This window comes from Primorskyibacter flagellatus (assembly GCF_900176485.1).
Lineage (GTDB): Bacteria > Pseudomonadota > Alphaproteobacteria > Rhodobacterales > Rhodobacteraceae > Primorskyibacter > Primorskyibacter flagellatus.
Map to the genome: position 1 here is coordinate 1 of NZ_FWYD01000003.1, position 26206 is coordinate 26206.

A 26206-nucleotide genomic window follows, 5' to 3' on the forward strand; every position below is an offset into this window, starting at 1 on the left:
AAGCCGCTTGATCGGCCGCAAACAACCTGTCTCACACCTTCCGAGAGCATCAAGCCACAATCTCGGCGCAGCCGAACCCGTTGATCAGACGTTCCTATGCTCAAGATTTCGTTTCGGCCAGCCAGTCACCGCGTCAATTGAATGGAAACAAGGCCTGCATGGGCGGCGTATGCCGTCTGTCAGTGGGTGTCCCATGGAATGGTGCATTCCATGGCTTTTCCCGGTCCATCTGTCGCCCGCAAAGATCCTCCAAGTCGATGACAATCCGAATGGCCCCATATACCAAGCGGAAATAATGAACCGGCCACCCAGCCCAAAATAATCGCAACCGTAATGACGATCATCTTTTTCAGCATCGCGGTGTCAGAAACCCGTGTTCGCGCGAGGGCCTGAATAACGGACCTGTGAATCGTCCGGCAAAAGATCAGGCTATTGCATATATAGCGGCTTGCGGTTTTTTGAGTGCCGCATAGCCAGTCGCCGCCCTTCTCGTCCGGATGGAAAATAACGCGCTCTCACCGGTCTGAATTCATCTTCCAGAAGTTTTGGAAATAACATCTTCATTTCGGCTAACGCAGCTGGCCCTACTGCTTGAAGCGCCATCGGTCCTAAATACAGTGTTTCCGCGAAGGCCCCATTCGCCAACACCACCTCGTGCCTGTCCAATAGGATATGCACATAAGTCACGTCGGTCAGACTTTCCTCAATGTCCACCCCATCAAGATGTAATAGCTGTTTTGCGGCCACTAAAACTTCGGGGATCCCGAACATCCTTTCAGCAATAATAGAGCGAACCAGAACTCTATGCTGAGGGGAAACGACCAGAGCTTCTATTGGTATGTTGTCACCCAGCGCGTTTGCCCTAATTCTAATGGGACGCAAGTTTTCATGCAGGCGCAGATCAATCATGTCGAGTTTACTTGCGCCGATCCAACGCAATGGCTGGGCACCATTGTCTCGTGTCAACACCAGATCTCCGGGCACCAAGCCCTCGATCGCACGCAATCCACCTGGAGTTGCGATCATGGTCCCGATGGTAAAGCAAGCCACATAAGGTGGCTCATCACTGTCGTCTCCGGGAAAAATAAATTTGTCTTGGCTTGCTAAAAGATACGCGTCTTTATCTGCTGAATATATGGCGTATTCTTCTGGCGACATCTTAATTCGAAAGTCGACTTGGTTAAGAGCCCCTCCATTTTTAAGGTGTAGATAACCATCTCGATAAGAGTTGTCGGGACTAAATATCCCAGATGTATCGTTTTCTCTAAGTTCATTCACACCAAGCAGACCACTGCCCGGAAAGGGGACGACGATTGCATCCCCGGGGTCCATTTCGTCTATTGTGATACTTGTGCTTGCCAAGATTCCTAATGTAGGAGGAACGTAGGTAAACGTACCATCCTCGGATCCTGAAAAAGCGACCGTTACGTTGCTGAGAAGGTTCGTTAAAAGGCCCGGTAAGCCAACATCCCCAGCTGACAAAGAAATATTGCTATCGCCATCAATCAATAGATTTGTTTGGGTTAGCACATTGAGATCCAGAAGACCGGCATCAATAGTAACGGTGCTGCCACCCGTTGCGACGATGTTGGCGCTATTCAGGGCATTCACGCCAAGAATGTCGGTAATGTCGACATTCCCACCACCATAGTAAACCACAGTATCGGCATCCAGAACACCCAGAGCCAGCAAACTTGCCTCGTCTTGTGCGACAGATGTATCAACATACACGACATTCGCGGCAGCCAATGCAATATCAATCAGCGGCATTTTCGTGACACCCGACTTCACCGTCTCATTGCACGTATCAACTATACACTCAATGGTTGTTTGGCCAGACAGAAAATCAATCTATGTGAGTGGATGTTCACGGGCGTCTTTACATACTCCTCATTGTTCCTGCTGGAGGGTGCCCGATTCTCCTGCCACAAACCCCGCTCAAAACCTGAGCGGTTGTTGAGGGTTTTTGCCGAGCCGGCGAAGGCTGCGATCTGCGTGAAAAATCGCCTGACGGCTTTTCCCCAATTCTGCGTCTGTCGGTGTCGCAGAGGTCAAACCCATCTCACGTTTCGCAAAGGCCTGCAAAACGCGTTGGGGCGGCAACTTTCGTTGCCGCCCCAAGTCAACTCTCAGATGTCACACGAGGGATGAGGACCTCTGCTAGTGTTCCGGCCGAGGCCGAAAGCCTTAGTTGAAGGAGTAAACCAGCGACACACCAAAGGTGTTGTCGGTTTCGTCAAAGCCGTCTGCCGGATCAGAGTGGTACTCTGTCAGCAGACTTGTGCGCAGCGCCAGCTGGTTGGTCATTGCAACGCTCACCGCGAGGTCGTTGAAGACAACCGTGTCGGAATCCGACCACACCACATCGGTGTCGTTGGTCAGGTACACGGTGTCTGTCAGCTTGTGAGCATAGTCGGACGACACGCCAAAGGCACCTTCATCGATATCCGACAGGGATGCGTCGCTCAGATCAGCATAGCGGTAGCCAGGACCAGCCTGAACGGACCACTGACGGTTTGCATCGTTGAAGATCCGGTAACCGGCACCGAAGCTGACAAATGTGTCGTTGTCAAACGAAGAGAACTCGTCAACCGAGCCTTGGACCTTGGCGAAGCCAAAGACAACCGGGCTGAAGTCACGGGTGTATTCAAAGCCGTAGAACAGGCTCTCGTCGGTGGATGTGCCGTCTTCTTCGCCGTAGGTGTAGCTCAGCTGCAGTTCATAGCCGTTCGGGCCCTGAACGTAGTTCAGATCCGCGCCGATGCCGACGTCAACGCTGTCGGTGTTACCCGAGTTTGCAACGCCGCGCAGTGCGAAGCTGCCGGAGAAGCCCTGTGGGCGGCCTTCGTTGCCGAACCGGCGCACGTCGCGCTCGGCATCATCTTCGATGTCATCAATCAGGTCTTCGTTCATGTCCTGAGCGACAGTGGTACGTGAGAATGCGCCTTGCGCAGACGCGACCGATGCGAAGGCGGTTACAATGGCTGTTGCGCCGAGAAGGGCGCGGAGGGAGGTGTTCATGGTTTATATCCTTAATAAGCTGTGCTGCAGAACCCCGCTGCATATGGGGGAATTCTAACATCCTGCTGCAATGGCGCAGCAACAGCAGGTGAAACGACCTGTCGAGGCCCTTGGATTTTGCAAATCAAACACATAAGCAAAAAACTGCTTGGCAAAAAATGAACAAAAACAGACCTGTCGGACAGGCAACCGTCGCGGCTAAAGAATAATTTGGCGATTATCTTGACTTGATGCCGGATCGACATGTGCGAAAACTGCGCTAACCTCTCGCTTTCGTGATCAAGTTTCTGACCGGATGCCGCCCCCGCGGCGGCGAATCAGAGCGGCGATTCGGTGCCTGATCGCGCTTCAATCCGCCTCGAAACAGGCCGCTCGGCCGTCCCGCGCGATTGTCGCCGCCCCGTCGCGGATGGAATTGGCACGGCGGCTGACCGCGGCCGTGGGCTTCGCGGCAGAGCGGTCCCGGGGCGCGGGCAGCACCGCCGCCAACCGCGCCGCCTGCGTGGCGCTCAGCGCATCGGCACCCACACCAAAATAGTGACGCGACGCGGCCTCGACCCCGAAGACACCCTCATCGAATTCCGCGACGTTCAGATAGACCTCCAGGATACGGCGCTTGGACCAGACGGCTTCGACCGCCGGGGTCAGCAAGGCCTCCAGCGCCTTGCGCAGCCAGCTTCGACCGTGCCAGAGATAGACGTTCTTCACCACCTGCTGGCTGATCGTCGAAGCCCCCCGCCTGCCGCCGTTTTCCAACGCCGCGCGGATGGCTTTCATGTCGAACCCCCAATGGGTGCAGAAATTGGCATCCTCTGCCGCCACGGCGGCGCGCAGCATCACCGGGGCCATCCGGTCGGCGCTGACCCATTGCCGGTCCACCGACTGACCCAGTCGTCGCCCCTCGGACACCATATAAGGGGTCGTGGGCGGGTTCAGCGCCGCGTAGCCCACCACCGCCAGAACCGCCAATCCAACCATCGCCACCACTGCCCATAAAAGTCGCCGCACCACCCAGCGCAGGGGCTGGGGCCGCGTCTTGCCACGCGTCGCGGTCTTGCGCGCTTTTCTACTGCTCTTGCCTGCCATGTCGTCAGCTATAGGCCGGGATCGGCGCTGCGAAAAGCCAGCACATGCACCCGGCCCGCGCATGGTGCCATTTTCCAACGGAAATCGGCCCGAAAGCAGCGCCTTCGGGCCGGTCAGCCGACACATTCAGATCTGTGAGGGACAGGTTTACTCTGCCGGGACGGCCGTGCTTTGCACGCTTAGCGGATGGGCGATCTTGTTCAGCATCTCTTTCGGGCAGATCTGCACGAAATTCGCCAACTCGACATCCCAATGTTGCAGAATATCCAGCGCCCGGCGGCTTTGCGTCTCGTCCGCGTGGCGCTGCACCAGCAGTTTCAGCTCATCGACCCAGTGATCGACCGTCACGGGGCAGGTGACCAGCGTTTCGCGGTTCATCAGGCGTTCGGCATCGCCATCCGGATCGTACAGATACGCCATGCCCCCGGTCATGCCCGCACCGAAATTGGCACCGATCGGCCCCAAGATCACAGCGACCCCGCCGGTCATGTATTCGCACCCGTTGGACCCGCAGCCTTCGACCACCACCGTCGCACCAGAGTTGCGCACGGCAAAGCGTTCGCCCGCGCGCCCGGCAGCAAACAGATAGCCATCCGTCGCGCCATACAGCACCGTGTTGCCGATGATCGTGTTCTCGGCGGCCACCAGCGGCGATTGCATCGGCGGACGCACCACGATGGTGCCCCCCGACAGCCCCTTGCCGACATAGTCGTTGGCATCGCCCGACACTTCCAGCTTCAGCCCCGGAGCGGCAAACGCGCCCAGCGATTGCCCGGCAGACCCGCTCAGCTTCACGGTCAGATGATCCGGCTGAAGCGCATTGCGCATCCCGAAATTCTGCACGATATGGCTGGATGTGCGCGTGCCCACGGTCCGGTCGGTGTTCTGCACCGCATAGGACAGCTGCATCTTTTCGCCATCCTTCAGGAACCGCGCCGCATCGCGCACGATTTCTGCATCCAGCGTGTCCAGCACCGCGTTGCGCGGCTTGTCGCGGTCATAGACATTGTCATCCGACCCATCGACCCGGATCAGCAGCGGGTTGAGGTCCAGATCGTCCAGATGATCCGCACCACGGCTGACCTGGCTCAGCAGATCCGCCCGCCCGATCACCTCTTCCAGCGATTTCGCCCCGATGCTGGCCAAAATCTCGCGCACTTCCTGCGCGTAGAAGGTGATCAGGTTCACAACCTTGTCGGCATTGCCGGTGAACTTGGCGCGCAGCTCTTCGTCCTGTGTACACACGCCCACGGGGCAGGTGTTGGACTGGCACTGGCGCACCATGATACAGCCCATCGCGATCAGCGCGGCGGTGCCGATGCCGTATTCCTCGGCCCCCAGCATCGCGGCCATGACAATATCGCGCCCGGACCGCAAACCGCCATCGGTGCGCAGCGTGACCCGCGTGCGCAGGTTGTTCATCGACAACACCTGATGCGCTTCGGTCAGCCCCATTTCCCATGGCAGACCCGCATATTTGATCGAGGTCGCGGGCGACGCGCCGGTGCCGCCATTGTGGCCCGAAATCAGGATCACATCGGCCTTGGCCTTGGCCACACCGGCGGCAATCGTGCCAACCCCGCTGGAGGCAACCAGCTTGACCGTCACCTTGGCGCGCGGGTTGATCTGCTTGAGGTCATAGATAAGCTGCGCCAGATCCTCGATCGAGTAGATATCGTGATGCGGCGGCGGGCTGATAAGTGTCACGCCCTCGGTCGAATGGCGCAGACGCGCGATCAGTTTCGTGACTTTCATGCCGGGCAATTGCCCGCCCTCGCCGGGCTTGGCACCCTGCGCGACCTTGATCTCCAGCTCTTCGCACTGGTTGAGGTATTCCGCCGTCACGCCGAACCGGCCAGACGCCACCTGCTTGATCTTCGCAGACGGGTTGTCGCCATTGGGTTCGGGCACGAAATGCGCCGGATCCTCGCCGCCTTCGCCGCTGTCAGATTTCGCACCGATGCGGTTCATCGCGACGTTCAGCGTTTTATGCGCCTCGGGCGACAGCGCGCCCAGCGACATGCCCGGCGTCACGAACCGCTTGCGGATCGAGGTGATGCTTTCGACCTGCTCCAGCGGGATCGCGTCGCCAATCGGCTTGATCGCCAGAAGGTCGCGCAGATGGATCGGCGGATTGGCCTGCATCGCGTTGGTGTATTGCTTCCACAGCGCAAAGCTCGCCTTGTTGCAGGCCGCTTGCAGCAGGTGCATGTTCTGCGCGCCCCAGGCGTGGGTCTCGCCGGATTTGCGCGCCTTGTAGAAACCGCCAATGGGCAGAACGTCCTGACCGCCCCGGAACCCCAGCGCGTGGATTTCCTCGGCCTTGGTCTGGATGCCACTGACGCCGATGCCGGAAATCCGGCTCAGCATACCGGGGAAATATTCCGCACACATGGCGCGGGACAGGCCCACCGCCTCGAAGTTCAGACCGCCGCGATAGGACGAGATGACGCTGATGCCCATCTTCGCCATGATCTTCAGCAGCCCGGCGTCGATGGCCGCACGGTACCGCTCCATCGCCTCGGTCAGCGTGCCTTCGATCAGGCCCCGCTCGATCCGGTCGGCCAGGGTGGATTGCGCCAGCCACGGGTTGACCACGGTGGCCCCCGCGCCAATCAGCACCGCAAAGTAATGCGGGTCGATGCATTCGGCGCTGCGCACGTTCAGCGAACAGAAGGTCCGCAGCCCCTTGCGCGTCAGGTGGCTGTGCACCGCGCTGGTGGCCAGGATCATCGGCATCGCAACCTTGTCGGCATCCGCATGCTGATCGGTCAGCGTCAGATGGCCCGCCCCGGACCGCACGGCATCCTCGGCCTCAGCCCGGACCCGCGCCAACCCGTGGGCCAGGGCGTCACGCCCCCCATCCGCCGGGAAAGTGCAGTCGATCTCGACCTGCGCTGCGTTGAAATGCCGCGACAGCGCATCAAATTCCGCATCCGCGACAAACGGGCTGTCCAGCACCAGGATCTCTGTCTGCGCGCTGGATTCGTCCAGCACGTTCTTGAGGTTCCCGAACCGCGTCTTCAGGCTCATCACCCGGAATTCGCGCAAACTGTCGATCGGCGGGTTCGTCACCTGGCTGAAGTTCTGCCGGAAGAAGTGGCTGAGCGGACGGTACTTGCGCGACAGCACCGCCGCGGGCGTGTCATCGCCCATGCTGGCCAGCGTTTCCTTGCCATCCTCGGCCATCGGGGCCAGGATCTGCTCGATCTCTTCGACCGTATAGCCCGCCGCGATCTGACGCCGCCGCAGATCCGCGCCACCCACCAGCGGGTATTCCGTTTCCCCGGTCAGTTCGGCATCCAGATCGTTGATCTTGTCGGCCCATTCGCCAAACGGCTGACTGGCCGCCAGTTGATCCTTGATCTCCGTGTCGTGATACAGGCGCGCCTCTTTCATGTCGACGGCCAGCAACTGCCCCGGTCCCAGCGCACCTTTCTCGCGCACCGTGCCTTCGTCCACCACGACCATGCCCGCCTCGGACCCGGCGATCAGCAAACCGTCGCCGGTCACGACATAGCGCATCGGGCGCAAGCCGTTGCGGTCCAGACCGGCGCAGACCCAGCGCCCATCGGTCATCGCCAAAGCGGCCGGGCCGTCCCACGGCTCCATGACCGAGTTGCAGTAGGAATACATGTCGCGCCAGGCATCGGGCAATTCCACCGCCTGCTTGGACCAGGATTCCGGCACCAGCATCGTCTTGGCCATTGGCGCATTGCGACCCGCACGCACCAGCACCTCGAACACCGCATCCAGCGCGGCCGAATCCGACGCGCCATTGGCGATGATCGGCTTGATGTCCTCGGCCATCTCTCCGAATGTCGCCGAGGCCATGCGGATCTCGTGGCTTTTCATCCAGTTGACGTTGCCCTTCAGCGTGTTGATCTCGCCGTTATGGGCCAACATGCGGAACGGCTGCGCCAACCACCATTGCGGGAAGGTGTTGGTCGAATAACGCTGGTGATAGATCGCAAAGGCGCTCTCGAACCGCGCATCCTTGAGATCGGGATAGAACTCGGCCACCTGCTCGGCCAGCATCATGCCCTTGTAGATGATCGACCGGCAGGACAGCGACGCCAGATACAACTGGCCAATGCCCGCCGCCGCAGCCGCCTTTTCGATCCGGCGGCGGATGACATACAATTCACGCTCGAATGTTTCCTGATCCACACCCTTGGCGTTGGAAATCAGGATCTGCTCAATCTCGGGGCGGGTGGCGTTGGCCTTTTCGCCCAGTACCGACACATCCACCGGCACATGCCGCCAGCCATAGATATAATAGCCCATCCGCAGAACTTCGGTTTCCACGATGGTCCGGCAGGTTTCCTGCGCGCCGAAATTGGTGCGGGGCAGAAACACCTGACCCACGGCAATCAGCTCGTCCTGGCGCGGCTCGTGGCCGGTGCGGCGGATCTGATCGTAGAAAAACGGCACCGGGATCTGCACATGAATGCCCGCCCCGTCGCCGGTCATGCCATCGGCATCCACCGCGCCACGATGCCAGATCGCCTTCAGCGCGTTGATACCCGCATCGACCACCCGCCGCGACGGCTTGCCATCCAGCGACACCACAAGGCCAACCCCGCAAGAGGAATGCTCTTCCGTTTCGGAATACAGGCCATTCTCGGCCATCCACTTGCGCTTGGCTTCTTCGGCGGCAACCCAGTCTGCGTCATACTTGGTCATGGTATTGATCCTCCATGAAAGGCCGGCCAGCGCCAGCGAATGTGCGAAAACCTAAAGTCCGGCGTGCGGCCGGTTCCGGTTCCCAAATACCCAAGGCGGTGCGGGGGCTGCCCCCGTTTCCGCCTGATTCAATCTTCACGCGGCACTGCAATCAGGTGCCAGCCGCGTCCGCGCCAAACAGCGCCAGTGTTTCCTGCCGGGTCAAACGCCCGTGATCGCCGCGTATCGCCCAGAAATCCGGGCATTGATCGGCGAAAATTTCCTGTTCCAGCGCCAGACCGCTTGCATCCTCCAGCAAGCCAATGGCGATCTCGAAATCGCCCGCGCCGTCTTTGCCTTCGTCAAAACGATACCACAGGGCCGATCCGCAAGTGCCGCACACGCTGCGGCTGGCCCAGTCTGACGACCGAAAGCTGCGGACAGCGCCCGTATCCTCGATCTCTACATCATCCTTGGCGGCGCTGATCGCGAAAAGGGCAGAGCCTGTCCAGCGACGGCATTGCTCGCAGTGGCAGACATGTACTTTGGTTGGGTTAACACGCGCGGAAAATCGGACCGCACCGCACATGCACTGGCCTTTACGCTTTTCCATGTCTTTACCCTTTCTTAACGATCCAGATCGAATAGGTCACCAAAGCTGACCTTTGCGGCTTTTTTAAGCTCACTGCGGTGGTCAGGGGCATTTGTACAAATAACAGGTACAAATGCCCCCAAAGACCCCAAACCGTGGCGTCACTCGGCGGCGACGGCCACGCCGCCTGCAAGCTGTTCCAGCACCGCGCCGGCGCAATCGCGCCCGTCGCGGATGGCCCAGACCACAAGGCTTGCGCCGCGCACAATATCACCCACGGCAAAGACGCCGGGCAGGCTGGTCGCGCCAGAGGTGAACTCTGCCTTGACGGTGCCCCAACGTGTCACTTCCAGACCTTCGGTGCCCCAAAGCTGCGGCAGGTCTTCCGGTTCAAAGCCCAGTGCCTTGATGACCAGATCGGCATCCTCGACATAGTCGGCACCCTCGATCACCTCGGGGGCCTGACGGCCGGTGGCATCGGGCACACCAAGGCGCATCTTCTGCACCATGACGCCCTCGACGGCATCGCCGCTAAAGCCCTTGGGCGCGGTCAGCCAGACAAATTCAACGCCTTCTTCTTCGGCGTTCTGCACTTCGCGCTGCGATCCCGGCATATTGAGTTTATCGCGCCGATACAGGCACTTGACGCTTTCCGCGCCCTGACGGATCGCGGTGCGCACACAGTCCATCGCGGTGTCGCCCCCACCGATAACGACGACCTTCTTGCCTTGGGCGTTCAACTCGCCCGAGTCGAATTCCGGCACGTCATCGCCAAAGCTCTTGCGATTGGAGGCCGTCAGATAGTCGATCGCGCGCACGATCCCCTCGGCACCCGACCCGGGTCCTTGCAGGTCGCGTGTCTTGTAAACACCGGTGGCGATGATCACCGCGTCATGCTTGCCGCGGATCGCGTCGAAGGAAATATCTTCGCCGACATTGCAGTTCAGCACGAAGGTCACGCCGCCATCCTCAAGCTGCTTGTTGCGGCGCATGACGATGTCTTTTTCCAGCTTGAAGCCGGGGATACCGTAGGTCAGCAACCCGCCGGAGCGGTCATAGCGGTCATATATCGTGACCTGCACACCGGCGCGGCGCAGCACATCCGCCGCTGCCAGCCCGCCGGGGCCCGCACCGATGATGCCGACGCTTTCCTCGCGCTCGGCAACCGGCGCGATCGGCTTGACCCAGCCCTTTTCCCAAGCGGTATCAGTGATATATTTCTCGACAGCGCCAATGGTAACAGTGCCGTGGCCCGACTGTTCGATCACGCAATTGCCTTCGCACAAGCGGTCCTGCGGGCAGATCCGTCCGCAGATCTCGGGGAAGGTATTGGTGGCTTGGCTGACCTCATAGGCCTCCTCCAGACGGCCCATCGCCGTCAGGCGCAGCCAGTCCGGGATATTGTTGTGCAACGGGCAATGGCTTTGACAATAAGGCACGCCGCATTGGCTGCACCGGCTCGACTGCTCCTTCGCCTTGGCATCGGCATATTCGGCATAGATCTCGTCGAAGTCATGGTTGCGCGCCTCCGCGTCCCGCTTCTCCGGCATGACCCGGTCTATCTTCACGAATTTCAGCATCGGCTGCTCAGCCATATCACGCCCCCAGTTCACCTCCCCGCCCTTCTACGCAAGCTTTTCCTGCAAGAAAAGGCATAATTGCTGACCTATATGCAAAAAAATTCTGTCTGGTTTGTTTTTTTTAAGATTTTTTTCGATAAGTGGGTCGCAATCCGGACCTAAATTCGCACTTTTCAAGGGAAAGCAAACCCTTATACGAGTCGTGTTATAACTTGTACGAGACACCTATATGCCCCTCTTTCACCTCATGCTCGTGGCGCTGATCCAGGGCGTCACTGAATTTCTGCCGGTCTCAAGTTCCGGACACCTGATTCTGCTGCCCAGCCTAACCGGCATGCAGGATCAGGGGCAGGTTATCGACGTGGCGGTTCATGTCGGCACGCTTTTTGCCGTTGTTCTGTATTTCTGGCCGGATGTGCGCGACGCACTTTACGGAACCAGACGTTTACTGCGCGGGCGCATTGATACGTCGGGTGCGCGGTTGGCATTCTGCCTTGCGCTTGCGACACTGCCAGTCATCTTTGCCGGGCTGGTGATGAAACTGACCGGGCTGGACGATCTCCTGCGCTCGGTAAAGGTGATCGCCTGGACGATGCTGATTTTCGGGTTGGTTCTTTGGTGGGCTGACAAGACCGGCGCGGAACGCAAATCCACTGGCGACTGGACCCCAATGGAAGCCGTTAAACTGGGTCTGTGGCAGGCCGTTGCGCTGATCCCAGGCACCTCCCGCTCCGGGATAACCATCACAGGTGCCAGACGGATGGGCTATGCCCGTCTCGATGCTGCAAAGATCGCCATGCTGATGTCAATTCCCACGATCCTCGCGTCGGGAACGCTTCTGGGACTTGAGGTTGCCGTCACCGCTGACATTGCCGCTGCCCGTGACGGCGTAATCGCTGCCGCAATGGCCTTTGTCGCCGCGCTGGCAGCACTCTGGCTGATGATGCGCCTCCTGCGATCCGTCAGCTTCACGCCTTATGTGATTTACCGGATCATCCTTGGCGTGCTTCTGCTGGTCTACGCCTATAGCTGAGCAAACTCGAAGACCATCCATGGATTCGACGCACAGGCCAACGGCCTTCTCTGCGGAAGGGGCCTTTAGGTCCCTGACAAAGGGAACCTTTGTGCGCGGGTTACCGCGCGCAAGACCTCAGACTCTGTGATATGGTGTTCCGGCAGCAATTGCCGCCGCCCGATAGATCTGCTCAGCCAGCATCACTCTTGCCAACATATGCGGCCATACCATTTTTCCCAATGACAGAACCGCATCCGCTGATCCGCGCAATGTAGGATCAACGCCATCCGCGCCACCGATGACGAAGGCCACGTCCTGCGCGCCCTGATCACGCCAGTTGCACAGCGTATCGGAAAATGTCGGAGAGCTGACCATCTTGCCGCGCTCGTCCAACACGCACAACCGCGCGCCCGAGGGCACTGCACGCTTCAGCAGAGCTGCCTCGGCCGCCATGCCGCCAGCCTTGCGATCTTCGACTTCGCAAACGGTGGCCGGACCAAGCCCAAGTCCTCGCCCTGTCCGATCAAACCGTTTCAGATAGTCGTCGATAAGGTCGCGTTCGGGACCGGCTCTTAGCCGACCCACTACGCATAATTGGACGCGCATGGTTCAGCTACGCGCGGTGTGACTGCCCTCAGGGCTTTGCCACATCTTCTCCAATTGATAGAATTCACGCACTTCTGGACGAAAAACGTGAACGATCACGTCGCCGGTATCAATCAGCACCCAGTCGCCAGCTTCCTTGCCTTCGGTACGGGACGACCGACCAAGGTCCTGTTTCAGCGTGTCTATCAACCGCTCCGCAATCGCGGCGACCTGCCGAGAAGAGCGGCCTGAGCAGATAATCATGTAGTCGCCAATGGCCGTCTTGCCGCGCAAATCAATCTGCGCGATCTCTTCGGCCTTGCTGTTTTCAAGCGACTCCAGAATGGCGGTGAGGAGTTCTTCACTCGTCACTGCCGAATGGCCGCCCGCAATGGGTGCCGCGTGATCGGCGGCATGTGCCGCGTCAGTACCAAGAGACAGGACATCGTCCTCCTTGCTGTCTGTACACCGCCTTACCCCGGTGCCGGGTTCTCTTCATAGATAGCACCGCACATGCAAAATCTCAATGACACGGCCCTTGATGAATCTCCCTCAGCGAAAGTTTTCTGAGAACAGACGCAACGCATCGCGAAACCAATCCCTGCCAGCAGTGCGGCGTTGCCTCCGGACAAGCGGGCAACGCCTAGGAAGCGGCCTTCAGGCCACTGACGAGGCGAACCACCCGGCGCGCAAACGTCAATGCTTTTCCGACAACGCACCACCGCCCGCGTCCAACTCATCGTTGGCTTTGTCATCCTCCAGCATTCTGACTTCGCGCTGTGGAAAGGGTATCGACACACCGTTTTCATTAAACGCGTCCCACAATGCCAAGTAGACGTCACCGCGAATGTTGGTCAGACCCATCCTTGGATCACGAATCCAAAATCGTAGAATGTAATCGACCGAACTGTCGCCGAACCCCACGATGTGGCAAACCGGCTGCTTGCTGCTCAATACGCGTTGAACCGAAATCGCCGCAGCAATCGCCAGTTTTCGAACTTTGTGTGGATCGTCGCCATAGGCAGTGCCGAAAAATATGTCCAGACGCACGAAGTCATTGGTGTGGGACCAGTTGACCACCTGTCCGGTGATCAGGTCCTCGTTCGGGATCAGGTATTCCTTTCCGTCCCGCGTCACCACGCTGACATAGCGCGCACCCAGTGAATTGATCCATCCGAACGTCTCGCCAAGGCTGATCACGTCACCTGGCTTGATAGACTTGTCGAGCAGGATGATTATTCCCGATACAAGGTTCGACACGACCTTTTGCAGACCAAAGCCAAGACCCACGCCGATCGCGCCGGACAGAACCGCAAGGCCGGTCAGATCGACCCCGACCAGCCGCAACCCTATGAAGAATGCGGCCCCGAACAGCACGACCTGAAGGAATTTGACCGCCAGCACCTGCATGGACGGCGAAATTTCCTCGTTCGCCCTGATGCGCGCGGTAATGGTAGCCGCGGCAAACCGCGCCAACGTGATCAGCACGCCAAGCATGACCACGGCCTGCACCAGCAGCCAAAGCGACAGGCGCGTCTCTCCGACGTTCACAGATGCGCCTTCCATTACCTGCTGTGCCTCGTCGGTCAGGCCGAGAATGCTTAGCGTCACCCATGTCCAGGCACCATACCTCACCACCGAGCGCAAAAGCGGGTTGCCGATAAGCCGCGTCGCGAAAACAATAAACAGCCACGCGGCTGACAGGTTGGCAATGATGCTCAGAAGATAAGATCGCGATGGCCATGTGACCTCGCTCATCACGACAACCACAAGCGAGATTGCGGCGACGAAGATTATCATGCGCAATCGTCGATGGGCGATGACCAGCAGCCGCATGCGCCATTTCGGCCAGCCTTCTCGCGCCCGCATCCAATCGTGAAGCCGGGGCCGCGCGATCCGCGCAGCCAGGGTCGCCAGAAGAAACAGCCCCACCGCAATCGCCAACTGGTAGACATTCCAGGGCAGCAGAAGTTTGTATAAAAGCGCTTCGGTACGGGACAGCAATGTCTGCCCCAGTGCCACCAGGTCAGACGTGCTGGTCGGGATTTCTGGCTCCATCACGTTCCTTGAATACATGTAAAGAGTAGGTCAGCCTGCCACTCCGGGCGCAGGCACGCAAGGTTTTCCCGGCAATGTCCTCTTGATAGACTCGGTTTGCGCCTGTATCTCCCGGCATATGAAACTGGTATTTGACATCTGCGACCGTGCCCGCCTGCGCGAACGGTTCTTCGGTGCCACACATACGGTGCTGGCCCGGCTATAGGTCTGTATGACCGATGAGTCCGTGGCCATTGCCACGGCACCCGAATTCGACCCGACATTCCGCCTGACAATACGGAGAGGACCAATGTCCCCCAAGACCCTCTATGACAAGATCTGGGATGCCCATCTCGCCCACGAGGCCGAGGACGGCACCTGCCTTTTGTATATCGACCGCCACCTTGTACACGAGGTGACCAGCCCGCAGGCCTTTGAAGGGCTGCGCATGGCCAACCGCAAGGTCCGCGCACCGGACAAGACCATCGCCGTACCGGATCATAACGTGCCCACGACTGCGGGCCGCGAAGACCCTGCCAACATGACCGAAGACAGCGCCATCCAGGTGGCTGCGCTCGACAAGAACGCGCGGGATTTCGGTATTCACTATTACCCTGTGTCGGACGTGCGCCAGGGCATCGTGCATATCGTCGGCCCCGAACAGGGCTGGACCCTGCCTGGCATGACGGTGGTTTGCGGCGACAGCCATACCGCGACGCACGGCGCCTTTGGTGCGCTGGCCCACGGCATCGGCACATCCGAGGTTGAACATGTCCTGGCCACCCAGACGCTGATCCAGCGTAAGGGCAAGAACATGAAGGTCGAGATCACCGGCAAGCTGAATCCGGGCGTGACCGCCAAGGACATCACCCTTGCCGTGATCGGCGAGACCGGAACGGCCGGGGGCACCGGCTACGTGATCGAATATTGCGGCGAAGCGATCCGCAACCTGTCGATGGAAGGCCGCATGACCGTCTGCAACATGGCCATCGAAGGCGGTGCGCGCGCCGGCCTGATCGCCCCGGACGAGACCACCTATGCCTATGTCAAGGGCCGCCCCCACGCCCCCAAAGGCGCGCAGTTCGAGGCAGCCATGACCTGGTGGAAGACGCTCTATTCCGACGATGATGCGCATTGGGACAAGGTCGTGACCCTCAGGGGTGAAGATATCGAGCCGGTCGTGACCTGGGGCACCTCGCCCGAGGACGTGCTGCCGATTTCCGCCACCGTACCCTCTGCCGAGGACTTCAAAGGCGGCAAGGTCGAAGCGGCAAAACGCGCACTGGAATATATGGGCCTGACGCCTGGCCAGAAATTGACCGACATCCAGATCGACACGGTGTTCATCGGCTCCTGCACAAACGGCCGGATCGAGGATTTGCGTGCCGCCGCCGCCATCCTGAAGGGCAAGAAGATCAAGGATGGCATGCGCGCCATGATCGTACCCGGCTCTGGTCTTGTGCGGGCGCAGGCAGAAGAAGAAGGTCTTGCCGACATCTTCAAAGAGGCCGGCTTCGAATGGCGTCTTGCAGGCTGTTCGATGTGTCTTGCGATGAACCCCGACCAGCTGTCCGAGGGCGAGCGCTGTGCCTCGACGTCGAACCGCAACTTCGAGGGGCGTCAGGGCTATAAGGGCCGCACGCATCTTGTCTCGCCCGCCATGGCCGCCGCCGCCGCGATCACCGGTCATCTGACCGATGTGCGCGAAATGATGACCGACGAAGCATAAGGGACGCTGAAAATGGAAAAGTTTCTTAAAGTAACCGGCATCGCGGCACCCATGCCGCTGGTCAATATCGACACCGACATGATCATCCCGAAGGTGTTCCTGAAGACGATCAAGCGGTCAGGTCTGGGCGTGAACCTGTTCGACGAGATGCGCTTTGACCGGCAAGGCAATGAAATCCCCGATTTCGTGCTGAACAAGCCGCAATATCGCGACGCAGAAATCCTTGTAACCGGCGACAATTTCGGGTGCGGGTCATCGCGCGAGCATGCCCCATGGGCGTTGAAGGATTTCGGCATCAAGTCGATCATCGCGACGTCTTTTGCCGACATCTTCTACAACAACTGCTTCAAGAATGGCATCTTGCCGATCGTATTGCCGCAAGAGGCGGTCGACGTGCTGTTGAAAGATGCCGAGAAGGGGTCTAACGCGCGGATGACAGTCGATCTGGAAAACCAGACCGTCACCACCTCGGATGGCGAGAGCTTCTCGTTTGAAGTGGACAGTTTCAAGAAGCACTGCCTGATCGAAGGGTTGGACGATATTGGGCTGACCATGGAAAAAGCGGCCGCCATCGACACGTTTGAAGCAGCCGCATCTCAAGCGCGCCCTTGGGTCTGACCCTCACGCAGGTCCACGGCCTGCAATCGCCCTGACAATTCTGGCACCGCTATTTGTAAGCGGTGCCTTTTTCTGTCCGCCACCGATTTTCATTGTCATTGACGACAGCATTTTTCGGAACACCGTCGAAGCGTACGCCAGATTACGGAAATTAACCTGTTCTTAGCTTTCCTTCTGCCATTCCTGATTTTGGTCGTTTTGTAAATCGACCCTCATAGCTTTCACGTTGGACGGCTCTGCCCGTCTGCACATCTTGACGAACGCACATCACATGGCTTTTGCCGTCTCGAAACCTGGTGCTTTAAGGCGTCGTTGTTTGACGCATCGGCAGAGCGATCAACGCCGAGCGTCAAAAGCGTTTCTGCCTGCGCCGCACCTCATACTGTGCATATGCCTTGCCCTTGGCTTCTGTGGGGGCGTTCATGCCTCTGCCGAGCCGCTGCGACTGGCCACCTGGCACGCGCCGCTGTCCCGAAAAGGCCCTGGTCTGTTGCTTCGCGACATACTGAAAGGACAGGATGCACAGATCGCCGCCGTGCTGGACGGCATCGTTGCCGCCAGACCCGACATTCTGGCGCTGACGGATTTCGACTATGATGCCGGACACGCTGCACTGGCTGCATTTCAGTCAAAGCTGGCCGTCGCGGGCCACGCCATGCCTCATCGCTTTGCCCTGCGCCCCAATTCCGGCACGGCTACGGGATTGGATCTGGACGGCGACCGGCGGCTCGGTGGCCCCCGAGATGCGCAAGGTTACGGTGAGTTCGCTGGTCAGGGCGGTATGGCGCTGCTGTCGCGTGTGCCGATACTGGACGGCGCTCTGGACCTGAGCGCGCTTCTGTGGCGTGACGTCCCGCACGCGCAGATCGTCGGTGCAGAGTTAGCGCAAGAGGCCGCCGCCATTCAGCGCCTCAGCTCCGTCGGTCACTGGGCCGTTCCGCTGGATGTTGTCGATGGCCCCTTATGGATTCTCATGTATCATGCCACGACACCGGTTTTCGACGGTCCAGAGGATCGCAACGGTCGGCGCAACCATGATGAAACCGCGCTTTGGCTCGCGTGGCTTGACGGATTGCTTTCCATCCCGCCACCAAAGGGAAGATTTGCCGTGATCGGCGATGCCAATACCGACCCTACAAAGGGCGCAGGCCGCAAGGATGCATTGCGCCGCCTTCTGGCCGACCCGCGCTTTCAGGACCCGCGCCCGGCGAACCAATCGCGTCAGGGCGACGCTGCGGCAGACACGGTCGATTGGCCCGAGCCGGACCCCGGCGACATGCGGGTCAGCTATGTGTTGCCGCCCTCTGATATGCAGATTATCGGCTCCGGCGTTGTTTGGCCGCCGCAGGGTTCAAAGGCAGCACCGATCCCGCACAAGCTGGTCTGGGTCGATGTTGATCCTTCCCGGTGAAACGGTCCTGGCCCACAGGGTCAAAATGCACGTTGTACACCGGGCCTGCACAAGTGGCACCTGTTCCGTGCGCCCGGTCGTCATGCAGAACCGGCAATTGCCAGATCCGGCGTCGCAATACGCCTTCATTTCTTGACCCTTCTCACGGCAATGGGTAGGGCGATGGGCAAAGCACAGACCAAAGGACAACGCTCATGAGCACCCCTTCGCTTCTTATCCTCGCCGGCGACGGCATCGGCCCCGAAGTCATGGCCGAGGTTCGCCGCATCATCGACTGGTACGGCGCAAAGCGCGACCTGCCTTTCGACGTCAGCGAAGGACTGGTTGGCGGATGTTCCTATGACGCGCATGGCACCCCGTTGACGGATGAAACCATGGCCCGCGCGCAGGAAGTGGACGCTGTCCTGCTGGGTGCTGTCGGCGGCCCCGCCTATGACAACCTCGATTTCAGCGTGAAGCCCGAACGTGGTCTGTTGCGCCTGCGCAAGGAAATGGATCTTTACGCCAACCTGCGACCGGCTCAGTGTTTCGACGCGCTTGCCGACTTCTCATCACTCAAGCGGGACGTGGTGGCGGGCCTCGACATCATGATCGTGCGCGAATTGACCAGCGGCATCTATTTCGGCGAACCTCGCGGTATCATCCAGGAAGGCAACGAGCGTGTCGGGATCAACACCCAACGCTACACCGAATCCGAGATTGAGCGTGTCGCGCGCTCCGCCTTCGAGCTGGCCCGGCGGCGCGGAAACAAGGTCTGCTCGATGGAGAAGGCCAACGTCATGGAATCCGGCGTGTTGTGGCGCGAGGTCGTCCAGAAGATCGGCGATACCGAGTATCCGGATGTGGAGCTTAGCCACATGTATGCCGATGCCGGTGCCATGCAGCTTTGCCGCTGGCCCAAGCAGTTCGACGTGATCGTCACCGACAACCTGTTCGGCGACCTGCTGTCAGATGCCGCCGCGATGCTGACCGGCAGTCTTGGTATGCTGCCGTCTGCCTCGCTTGGCGCGCCGATGGAGAACGGTCGCCCAAAGGCCCTGTACGAACCCGTGCACGGGTCCGCGCCTGACATCACCGGCCAAGGCAAGGCCAACCCGATCGCATGTATCCTCAGCTTCGCGATGGCCCTGCGCTACAGCTTTGATAAGGGTAACGAAGCCGACCGGCTGGAGAAAGCCGTCGAAAAGGTTCTGGCCGATGGCCTTCGGACTGCCGATCTTTTGGGCGAAGACGGCGCGACACCGGTCACGACAAGTGAAATGGGCGATGCTATTCTGGCTGCATTGGATGCCAGCCTCTAGGCGTTGATCGAAAAATAGATAGGTGGTGCCCGATTTCACGGACGGGTGCCGCCAAACTGCCCAGGTGGCAAACAGTTGCAGGAAAGCCGGTCCGATGAACTTGAAAGGTCTGCTCTACGCGCTGTTTGCCTTTGCGGTCTATGCCACCCATGACGTCGTCATCAAATACCTGGGTGCGACCTATTCCCCGTTCCAGATCATCTTTTTCTCGACGCTGATGTCCTTTCCTTTGGTCAGCTTCATGCTGATCGGGGATCAAACCCACGGCAATCTGCGTCCGGTGCATCCTTGGTGGATCGCCCTGCGCACGGTCTGCACGGTCATCACCGGCATGTCGGCCTTTTATGCGTTTTCGGTGCTACCGCTGGCGCAGACCTATGCGATCCTGTTTGCGTCGCCATTGCTGATCACGCTGATGTCCATACCGCTATTGGGTGAAAAGGTCGGACTGCATCGTGGCGCTGCCGTGATCGTCGGGCTTGCGGGTGTTTTCATCGTTTTGCGGCCCGGCACGACGGAACTGACGCTGGGCCATTTGGCGGGCTTGTCGGCCGCTATGTTCAGTGCTCTGGCCTCTATCATTGTGCGCAAGATTGGACGCGAGGAACGCTCGGTCGTGCTGATGCTGTATCCGATGGCTGCGAACTTCATCGTGATGGCGGTCCTGCTGGCCTTCGTCTATCAGCCCATGCCGTTGCTGCATCTTGGGGGCATCGGGGTAATTTCTCTGTTCGGCTTTGTTGCCGGTCTGTGCCTGATCGCCGCCTACAAAAATGCAGAGGCGGCGATCGTCGCGCCCATGCAATACTCGCAGATCATCTGGGCAACCCTGTTTGGATACCTGCTGTTCGGCGAGTCGGTAGACCGCGCCACGATCATCGGCACGTCGGTCATTATCATCTCGGGGCTTTACATCGTATTCAGGGAAAGCCGCGGCGGCAAATCCGAGAACACCCCCGTGCTTCGCACACGTTCGCGCGGTGCCACAGCCGCGACGTTCCGGATTACCCATATGCTGCGCCGCGCGAAACAACGTGGGTAAACCCTTGCCAAACGCGTGGCGTTTCTTTAATCCGCGCCCTACGGACGGAGTGTAGCTCAGCCTGGTAGAGCACTGTCTTCGGGAGGCAGGGGCCGGAGGTTCGAATCCTCTCACTCCGACCAATATTCTCAGTCACTTATCCCGTTTCTCGCGGGCCCTTTTTCGAGGTCGGTCCGGATTTGATACGGATTATGCGGCTTGCCGAAGAATCAGGGTAGGGACTCTGGTAAAGAACGACAGTCGGTATGACGGGACGTCTACGGCGGGGGCCCGATTTTTACTGACATTCATTACAGTTTCCGCCGCACCGCTGGTCTTCACGTTTTCTTCGATGAGCCTTCGCGCTGGGATGGCAGGGCCTGCCGGGATAGCGACAACGAGTCAGAAACCGTCCAATTTTCTACAGCCCATGCCCAAACGGCATCAACGGTTTCGCGCAGGTGTGATGATCGCTTTCGAACAAGATAGAAATCGGAGCCGACTGAGAAGCCTGCGGGACAAATTTCGATCAGGCGTCCCGCATCAAGATCTGCCTGAACGAAAGCACGGCAAGATATTGCCACGCCCTGACCTGCCAAAGCCGCATCCAGGGCGAGTGTTGTCTGGTTGAATACCGCACCGGGTAGCGTCTCGACGATGCCAAAAAAACGTGGCCAATGATTGTACGAGTCGTGCAACAGTGGCAGGCCGCCGATCTGTTCTCGCGTCAGCGGATGCTGATGTTGGCCCAACAAATGTGGGCTGCCCACCAAAACAAGATCGTGGCGAAAAAGCAGGTGAGCCTCTTGTGAAGCGCCAAAAGGCGGGCGGGTCTGGCGCACGGCAATATCGACCTGATCTCGATCAAAATCCGACACCGCCTCGGTCGCGATGGTGCGCAGCTCTACTCCCGGCAAGGCAGATTTCAGCAACGAAAGCTGTGGGATCAAGACTTTCGTCGCGAATGTCGGGGTCACGCTGATCGTCACCGCATCGGCCCGATTGTGAAGCCTAGCTGTTGCCTTGCAAAGCGTGTCAAAGGCACGGGTCATCTCCGAAAGGTAGCTCGCCCCCTGCGGTGTCAGCGCTACGCCGCGCGGCATTCTCTGGAATAGCGACATGCCCAGATGCTCTTCCAGCAACCGTATCTGCTGGGCCACAGCGCCTTGCGTGACACCTAACTCATCCGACGCCGCACGGAAATTCAGCTGCCGTCCGGCGGCTTCAAACGCACGTAATGCGTTGAGAGGAGGCAAGTTGCGGCGCGATGTCGACATATCAATCCTGTAGATTTTCTACAGTGTACTAGAGTTGGTTCTGGCGCGAAAGCCTGCGTCGGATACACCATTATGCTGATCAAACCCAATGGCCGCAGCCTACAGCATGGACCGCGCCCTCAAAACAAAGCCGAGCGTTCGAATGACCATACAAAAAACAACTTTGATGCCGACATCGTATTCGGTCATTCTGGCGGTGAGCGGATCCCATCTGATCAATGACCTGATCCAGTTTCTCTTGCCCGCGCTCTATCCGGTTCTGAAATCCGAGTATTCGCTCAACTATTTTCAGTTGGGTCTTCTGACGCTGGCACAGCAGATCACAGCCTGCATATTGCAACCTGTCATGGGTCTCTACGGGGATCTGAAACCCAAACCTTACACGCTGGCAGTGTCCATGATGATCGTGGCCCTCGGTGTGGTGATGCTCGCGACGGCCGACTCGTTCATGCTATTGCTGGTTGCGGCAACTGTTCTGGGAGTTGGGTCGGCTCTGTTCCACCCCGAAGCATCACGCGTGTGTCGTATGGCATCCGGTGGCAAACGCGGATTTGCACAGTCCAGCTTTCAGGTCGGGGGCAATACTGGAACAGCTCTTGGACCTCTTGCCGCTGCCTTGTTCGTTCTCCCTTTGGGGCAGGTCAGTACCGTCTGGTTTGGACTTTTCGCTGTAATCGGAGTCATCATCCTGATCTGGGTCGCCCAGTGGTTCACGAACCATCAGCGGATTGTCAAAACTGCTGGCACACCCGAGATCTCGCTTCCACAACTCCCCCGAATGCGTCTGATTATTTCCTTCGCGATCATCGGTGCCCTGCTGCTGAGCAAGTTCGTCTACGTCGAAACATACAAGAGCTACTATACTTTCTTCCTCATCGAAAAGTTCGGACTTGAGATCAAATACGCACAGACCCTTCTGTTTGTCTTTCTCGGGGCGGTCGCGGTGGGCACCTTCGTTGGCGGTCCTGTCGGTGATCGCATCGGACGCAGAAAGGTAATCTGGGGTTCGATATTGGGGGCGCTGCCTTTCGCGCTGATGCTGCCGCACGCGAACCTGCTGGGAACAGTCGTGCTAAGCATTATTGTCGGGCTGGTTCTGGCCTCTGCCTTTTCGGCAATTGTCGTCTTTGCGCAGGAACTGCTGCCGCAGAAAGTCGGAATGGTTTCAGGATTCGTCTTCGGTTTCGCGTTCGGAATCGGCGCGCTTGGCGCTGCCGCACTCGGGGCGCTCGCGGACCAGATCGGCATGCAGCAGGTGTTCAGCTATCTCTCGGTACTCTTGTTCCTGGGATTGCTGACGTTCTATCTTCCTGACATTGACTAACGTCGTCGCCCGTCAGCCATATATCCGTCAGCTTTTTCGCTTAAGCAGAATATGTCACCGACGCTATCCAAAGTGTTGCCGCCCTGCCGCCCGGATGACGGCCTTTCAAACAACCACGCAGCGCGGTATCCGCGCGCCGCTTGGACACATCCGCCACTCGCACAGCCAGCGGTGTGTTGATCTTCGCGTTCTCAACTTTGCAGGAAATGGCGTCTTTTTGGCGCTGTCTTTTAATCGGCTGGCCCAGAGCTTAATGACGGAGCAGCCTCGCTGGCGTTCCGCTTAGCTCAAGGATCCGGGTTGCCAGACGGTCGGCTTCAGAGCGGGCGTGGGTGACAAAAAGGGTCGCCGGCTTTGCTTCGGCGATCAGCGCTTCGGTCAGGCTGAGCATCTGTTCCGCCGTTTCAGCGTCCAGAGACACGAAAGGTTCGTCCATCAGCAGGAATTCCGGCGATCCGGCAAAGGCGCGGGCCAATGCCAACCGCCGCTGCTGACCAAGCGAGAGCTGACCGGGGAAGGCATCCTCGCGCCCCGAAAGGGCAACGCGGTCCATCGCGGCGCGCGCGGCCTCGCGCCCCAGTGACGGGCGGGGGATCAGCAGGTTATCCAATGCGCTGCGCCAGGGCAGCAAGGTCGGCTCTTGAAACACGATCGCCATGTTGTCGGGGCGTGTGACGGTGCCTTCGAACTGTGTGTCGATACCCGCCATGATCCGAAGGATCGTAGACTTTCCGATGCCGGAAGGGCCGACCAGCGCAACGGTTTCACCCGGAGAGATCGCGAATTCAATTGAACCCAGAACCTGCTGTTTGCCAAAGAATTTCGATATGATGTCAGCCCGGATCACGCGGTTCTCCATCGGCGGATTCGGCGCTCCCACGGTTGAAGCAGAAGCCACTCGACCGCAAGCATGACGGCGATGAAGGACAGGGCGTAGATCAGCACCATCGTCACATCAAACAATTGAAAGTAGAGGTGTATCTGAAACCCGACCCCGTTGGAGCGGCCCAGGAATTCGACCACCAGCACGATCTTCCAGATGACCGCGATGCCGGATCTCGCGGCCGCTGTGATGAATGGAGCCAGTTGCGGCAAGGTGACATGTCGCATGCGTGCGGTCCAACTCATCCGGTAGACACGGGCCATCGCCTCCAGATCCGGGTTGAGCGCGCGTGCGCCTTCACGGATCACAGTCGCGACGTTGGGAATTTTGTTGAGTGTGACTGCAATGATCGCGGCCGTTTCGTTCAACCCGATCCAGAGATAGCACAGCACGATCAGAACAAGGGCAGGCAGGTTCAGAAAGATCACCAGCCACGGATCAAGCCAGCGGTTCAACTGGTTCGACCGGCCCATTGCCAAACCCAGCGCGATACCGATGCCCATCGCCAAGGCAAATGCCCAGATCACCCGCAGCAGGGTGGCCCCGAGATGATAGAGCAACTCTCCGGATCTGATCTGCTGCGCCGCCGGGCCGATCAGGGTCCATGGTTGCGGCAGGATCGTCGCATCCGCGGTGAGGGCCGCGCAAACAATCCAAAGCAGGAAAAGCCCGAGGATCGACAGGATTGACGTGGCCGCAGACGAGTCGTTCATCGGGCAATCTGTTTTTATTCGAGGTCTGCGAACAGGCCAGCGGGAACGGTCGTGGCCTCACCCACCAGATCGGCACCGCCAAGATCGTTCATCAGCGCCAGCAGCTTGTTTGCCCCATCAAGGTCAACCGGACCGCGCGCCGGCGTGCCTGCCAGCCAGTCTTTCTTCAACAGGTCGAACTGGGCGTCGGTCTGGGCGTTCATGCTGGGGCGCAGGGCCTCCCACGCGGCATCGTCACTGGCGAGCAGGTCCTTGGCATCGCGGCTGGCATCGTACAGCGCCTGCGCGATCCCCGGATTATCCGCCAGATAGCTTTCTTTCATGTAGTAGCCAAGCAGCGGCGTGTCAGTGTTCAGACCCAGCGCCTTGCCGGCCTCTTCGACCGAGGTCACCTCTTCCATTCCGGCGGCTTTCATCTTTGCCAGGAAATGCCAGAAATTGATTGCGCCCGAGACTTCCCCGCCCAGACCGGCCTTGAAGATCAGCGGCGGCGCGCCGAACACCTGCTCGGTTTCAGCCTTCAGGTCCATGCCATATTCCTGCTGCGCATAGGCGCGCAGGATCAGCCAGGATTTATCAAGCGGGCCACCCGCGATGCCGACCTTCTTGCCAGCCAGATCCTTCAGGGAGGTCACATCGCTGTCCTTTGGCGCGACCAGCCCACCGACCGCCTTGGAATACGGCACGAAGACGTAGTCCTTCCCGGCGGCCCGCTGGCGGGCGACCCAGATCCAATCCGCCACCGCGACATCGGCCTCTCCGCCTTCGACAGCGACGCGGGTGGCACCGTTATCGGCATAGGGGGCGACCTCCAGCTCAAAGCCATGGGCCTTGTCAAAGCCGTTTTCGGTGATGGTCGCCAGTTCCCAGTTGACCGTTCCGATCTTCAGGACCGCAGCGCGCACCTTGGGAAGGTCTTGTGCGAAGGCAGGGGCCGTCAGGCTGAGTGCAAGCAAAGCACATGCGCCCCTGCGGATGATGGATCGGATCATGACATTCTCCCAGATGGCATTTCGGTTATCAGACCGTTTAGCCTATCTTAATTGTTTCCGCGACCAAGACCATTGGGCCGTGGTCGCGGAAACGGCATTTATTCGGCGCGGCGTCCGACTTCGTTCAGATCTGCATCCAGTTCGATGTCGAACTGATTTCCGCCTTCGCAGATGACATCGTCCAGTTCATATCCGTCATCTTCCATTTCAATGTCATCGGGGTCCATCTGACAGTTCATCTCGGTCAGCATGGCGGTGATCTTATCCACGGTTTCCTGCGGGATCTCGTGGCTTTCGGCAAGGGCCGATGTGCCGATAATTGTGGCAAGTGCAAGTGCGATGATACGCGTCATTGG

The 26206-nt window shown here is 59.1% G+C and carries 22 protein-coding genes and 1 tRNA gene; 8 read left to right on the forward strand and 15 right to left on the reverse strand.

Translation table 11 applies throughout. The features are described from left to right. Nucleotides 1–179: 179 nt before the first annotated feature. The 7 genes from B8991_RS21410 to B8991_RS05495 form a co-directional block, all read right to left on the reverse strand. Nucleotides 180–356, reverse strand: coding sequence for a hypothetical protein (locus B8991_RS21410; RefSeq protein WP_179141432.1), 177 nt, complete (start codon nt 354–356; stop codon nt 180–182). A 73-nt stretch (nt 357–429) separates the two neighbouring features. After that, nucleotides 430–1770 (reverse strand): Hint domain-containing protein, encoded by a 1341-nt coding sequence (locus B8991_RS21850; protein WP_235866552.1) that lies wholly within the window; start codon nt 1768–1770, stop codon nt 430–432. 417 nt (nt 1771–2187) lie between these two features. Then, complete coding sequence (locus B8991_RS05475; RefSeq protein ID WP_084351186.1) at nt 2188–3021, reverse strand: DUF481 domain-containing protein; 834 nt, start codon at nt 3019–3021, stop codon at nt 2188–2190. Between the two features lie 348 nt (nt 3022–3369). Continuing rightward, nucleotides 3370–4107: a monofunctional biosynthetic peptidoglycan transglycosylase gene (gene mtgA / locus B8991_RS05480; protein ID WP_084352135.1), complete on the reverse strand. Its 738-nt coding sequence runs from the start codon at nt 4105–4107 to the stop codon at nt 3370–3372. 147 nt (nt 4108–4254) lie between these two features. After that, a complete protein-coding gene (gltB, locus tag B8991_RS05485) occupies nt 4255–8793 on the reverse strand; it encodes a glutamate synthase large subunit (protein WP_084351188.1) in 4539 nt (1512 codons plus the stop codon). A 151-nt stretch (nt 8794–8944) separates the two neighbouring features. Beyond that, nucleotides 8945–9385, reverse strand: coding sequence for a GFA family protein (locus tag B8991_RS05490; RefSeq protein ID WP_235866553.1), 441 nt, complete (start codon nt 9383–9385; stop codon nt 8945–8947). A 140-nt stretch (nt 9386–9525) separates the two neighbouring features. Beyond that, entirely contained in the window at nt 9526–10959 is a 1434-nt protein-coding gene (locus B8991_RS05495; protein WP_084352137.1) for an NAD(P)-dependent oxidoreductase, read from the reverse strand. A gap of 214 nt (nt 10960–11173) precedes the next feature. On the opposite strand from B8991_RS05495, the gene B8991_RS05500 reads away from it, so the two are divergent. Further along, on the forward strand, nt 11174–11977 hold the full coding sequence (locus B8991_RS05500; RefSeq protein WP_084351192.1) for an undecaprenyl-diphosphate phosphatase: 804 nt from the start codon (nt 11174–11176) through the stop codon (nt 11975–11977). 117 nt (nt 11978–12094) lie between these two features. On the opposite strand, the gene rlmH is transcribed toward B8991_RS05500, so the two are convergent. From rlmH to B8991_RS05515, 3 genes are all read right to left on the reverse strand, one after another. After that, nucleotides 12095–12565: a 23S rRNA (pseudouridine(1915)-N(3))-methyltransferase RlmH gene (rlmH, locus tag B8991_RS05505; RefSeq protein ID WP_084351194.1), complete on the reverse strand. Its 471-nt coding sequence runs from the start codon at nt 12563–12565 to the stop codon at nt 12095–12097. Nucleotides 12566–12568: 3 nt separating this feature from the next. Beyond that, nucleotides 12569–12916, reverse strand: a complete 348-nt coding sequence (rsfS, locus tag B8991_RS05510; protein ID WP_412780484.1) for a ribosome silencing factor — start codon at nt 12914–12916, stop codon at nt 12569–12571. Between the two features lie 324 nt (nt 12917–13240). Then, nucleotides 13241–14602, reverse strand: coding sequence for a mechanosensitive ion channel family protein (locus B8991_RS05515; RefSeq protein ID WP_084351198.1), 1362 nt, complete (start codon nt 14600–14602; stop codon nt 13241–13243). A gap of 289 nt (nt 14603–14891) precedes the next feature. Here B8991_RS05515 and leuC point away from each other — a divergent pair, with 289 nt between their 5' ends. The 6 genes from leuC (at nt 14892) to B8991_RS05545 (ending at nt 20804) form a co-directional block, all read left to right on the forward strand. Further along, nucleotides 14892–16310, forward strand: coding sequence for a 3-isopropylmalate dehydratase large subunit (gene leuC, locus B8991_RS05520; RefSeq protein ID WP_084351200.1), 1419 nt, complete (start codon nt 14892–14894; stop codon nt 16308–16310). Nucleotides 16311–16322: 12 nt separating this feature from the next. Continuing rightward, nucleotides 16323–16928: a 3-isopropylmalate dehydratase small subunit gene (leuD, locus tag B8991_RS05525; RefSeq protein ID WP_084351202.1), complete on the forward strand. Its 606-nt coding sequence runs from the start codon at nt 16323–16325 to the stop codon at nt 16926–16928. A gap of 490 nt (nt 16929–17418) precedes the next feature. Then, a complete protein-coding gene (locus B8991_RS05530) occupies nt 17419–18339 on the forward strand; it encodes an endonuclease/exonuclease/phosphatase family protein (protein ID WP_235866555.1) in 921 nt (306 codons plus the stop codon). A gap of 194 nt (nt 18340–18533) precedes the next feature. After that, nucleotides 18534–19640: a 3-isopropylmalate dehydrogenase gene (leuB, locus tag B8991_RS05535; RefSeq protein ID WP_084351204.1), complete on the forward strand. Its 1107-nt coding sequence runs from the start codon at nt 18534–18536 to the stop codon at nt 19638–19640. A 94-nt stretch (nt 19641–19734) separates the two neighbouring features. Then, nucleotides 19735–20682, forward strand: a complete 948-nt coding sequence (locus tag B8991_RS05540; RefSeq protein WP_084351206.1) for a DMT family transporter — start codon at nt 19735–19737, stop codon at nt 20680–20682. Nucleotides 20683–20727: 45 nt separating this feature from the next. Then, nucleotides 20728–20804: transfer RNA gene (locus B8991_RS05545), tRNA-Pro, on the forward strand. A gap of 195 nt (nt 20805–20999) precedes the next feature. Here B8991_RS05545 and B8991_RS05550 read toward each other — a convergent pair. Next, nucleotides 21000–21938 (reverse strand): LysR substrate-binding domain-containing protein, encoded by a 939-nt coding sequence (locus B8991_RS05550; RefSeq protein ID WP_084351208.1) that lies wholly within the window; start codon nt 21936–21938, stop codon nt 21000–21002. A gap of 166 nt (nt 21939–22104) precedes the next feature. On the opposite strand from B8991_RS05550, the gene B8991_RS05555 reads away from it, so the two are divergent. Next, nucleotides 22105–23262, forward strand: coding sequence for an MFS transporter (locus B8991_RS05555; protein WP_235866556.1), 1158 nt, complete (start codon nt 22105–22107; stop codon nt 23260–23262). Nucleotides 23263–23512: 250 nt separating this feature from the next. Here B8991_RS05555 and B8991_RS05560 read toward each other — a convergent pair whose 3' ends face one another. From B8991_RS05560 to B8991_RS05575, 4 genes are all read right to left on the reverse strand, one after another. Then, nucleotides 23513–24109 carry an ABC transporter ATP-binding protein gene (locus B8991_RS05560; RefSeq protein WP_084352141.1) on the reverse strand — a complete coding sequence of 199 codons (597 nt, stop codon included), beginning with the start codon at nt 24107–24109 and terminating at the stop codon, nt 23513–23515. After that, the gene (locus B8991_RS05565; protein ID WP_084351212.1) at nt 24106–24858 is read right to left on the reverse strand and encodes an ABC transporter permease; all 753 of its coding nucleotides are present in this window, start codon (nt 24856–24858) and stop codon (nt 24106–24108) included. Before B8991_RS05565 ends, B8991_RS05560 begins: the two co-directional genes overlap by 4 nt. A gap of 14 nt (nt 24859–24872) precedes the next feature. After that, a complete protein-coding gene (locus tag B8991_RS05570) occupies nt 24873–25850 on the reverse strand; it encodes an ABC transporter substrate-binding protein (RefSeq protein WP_084351214.1) in 978 nt (325 codons plus the stop codon). A 98-nt stretch (nt 25851–25948) separates the two neighbouring features. After that, a complete protein-coding gene (locus B8991_RS05575) occupies nt 25949–26203 on the reverse strand; it encodes a PepSY domain-containing protein (RefSeq protein WP_084351216.1) in 255 nt (84 codons plus the stop codon). Nucleotides 26204–26206 lie beyond the last annotated feature (3 nt).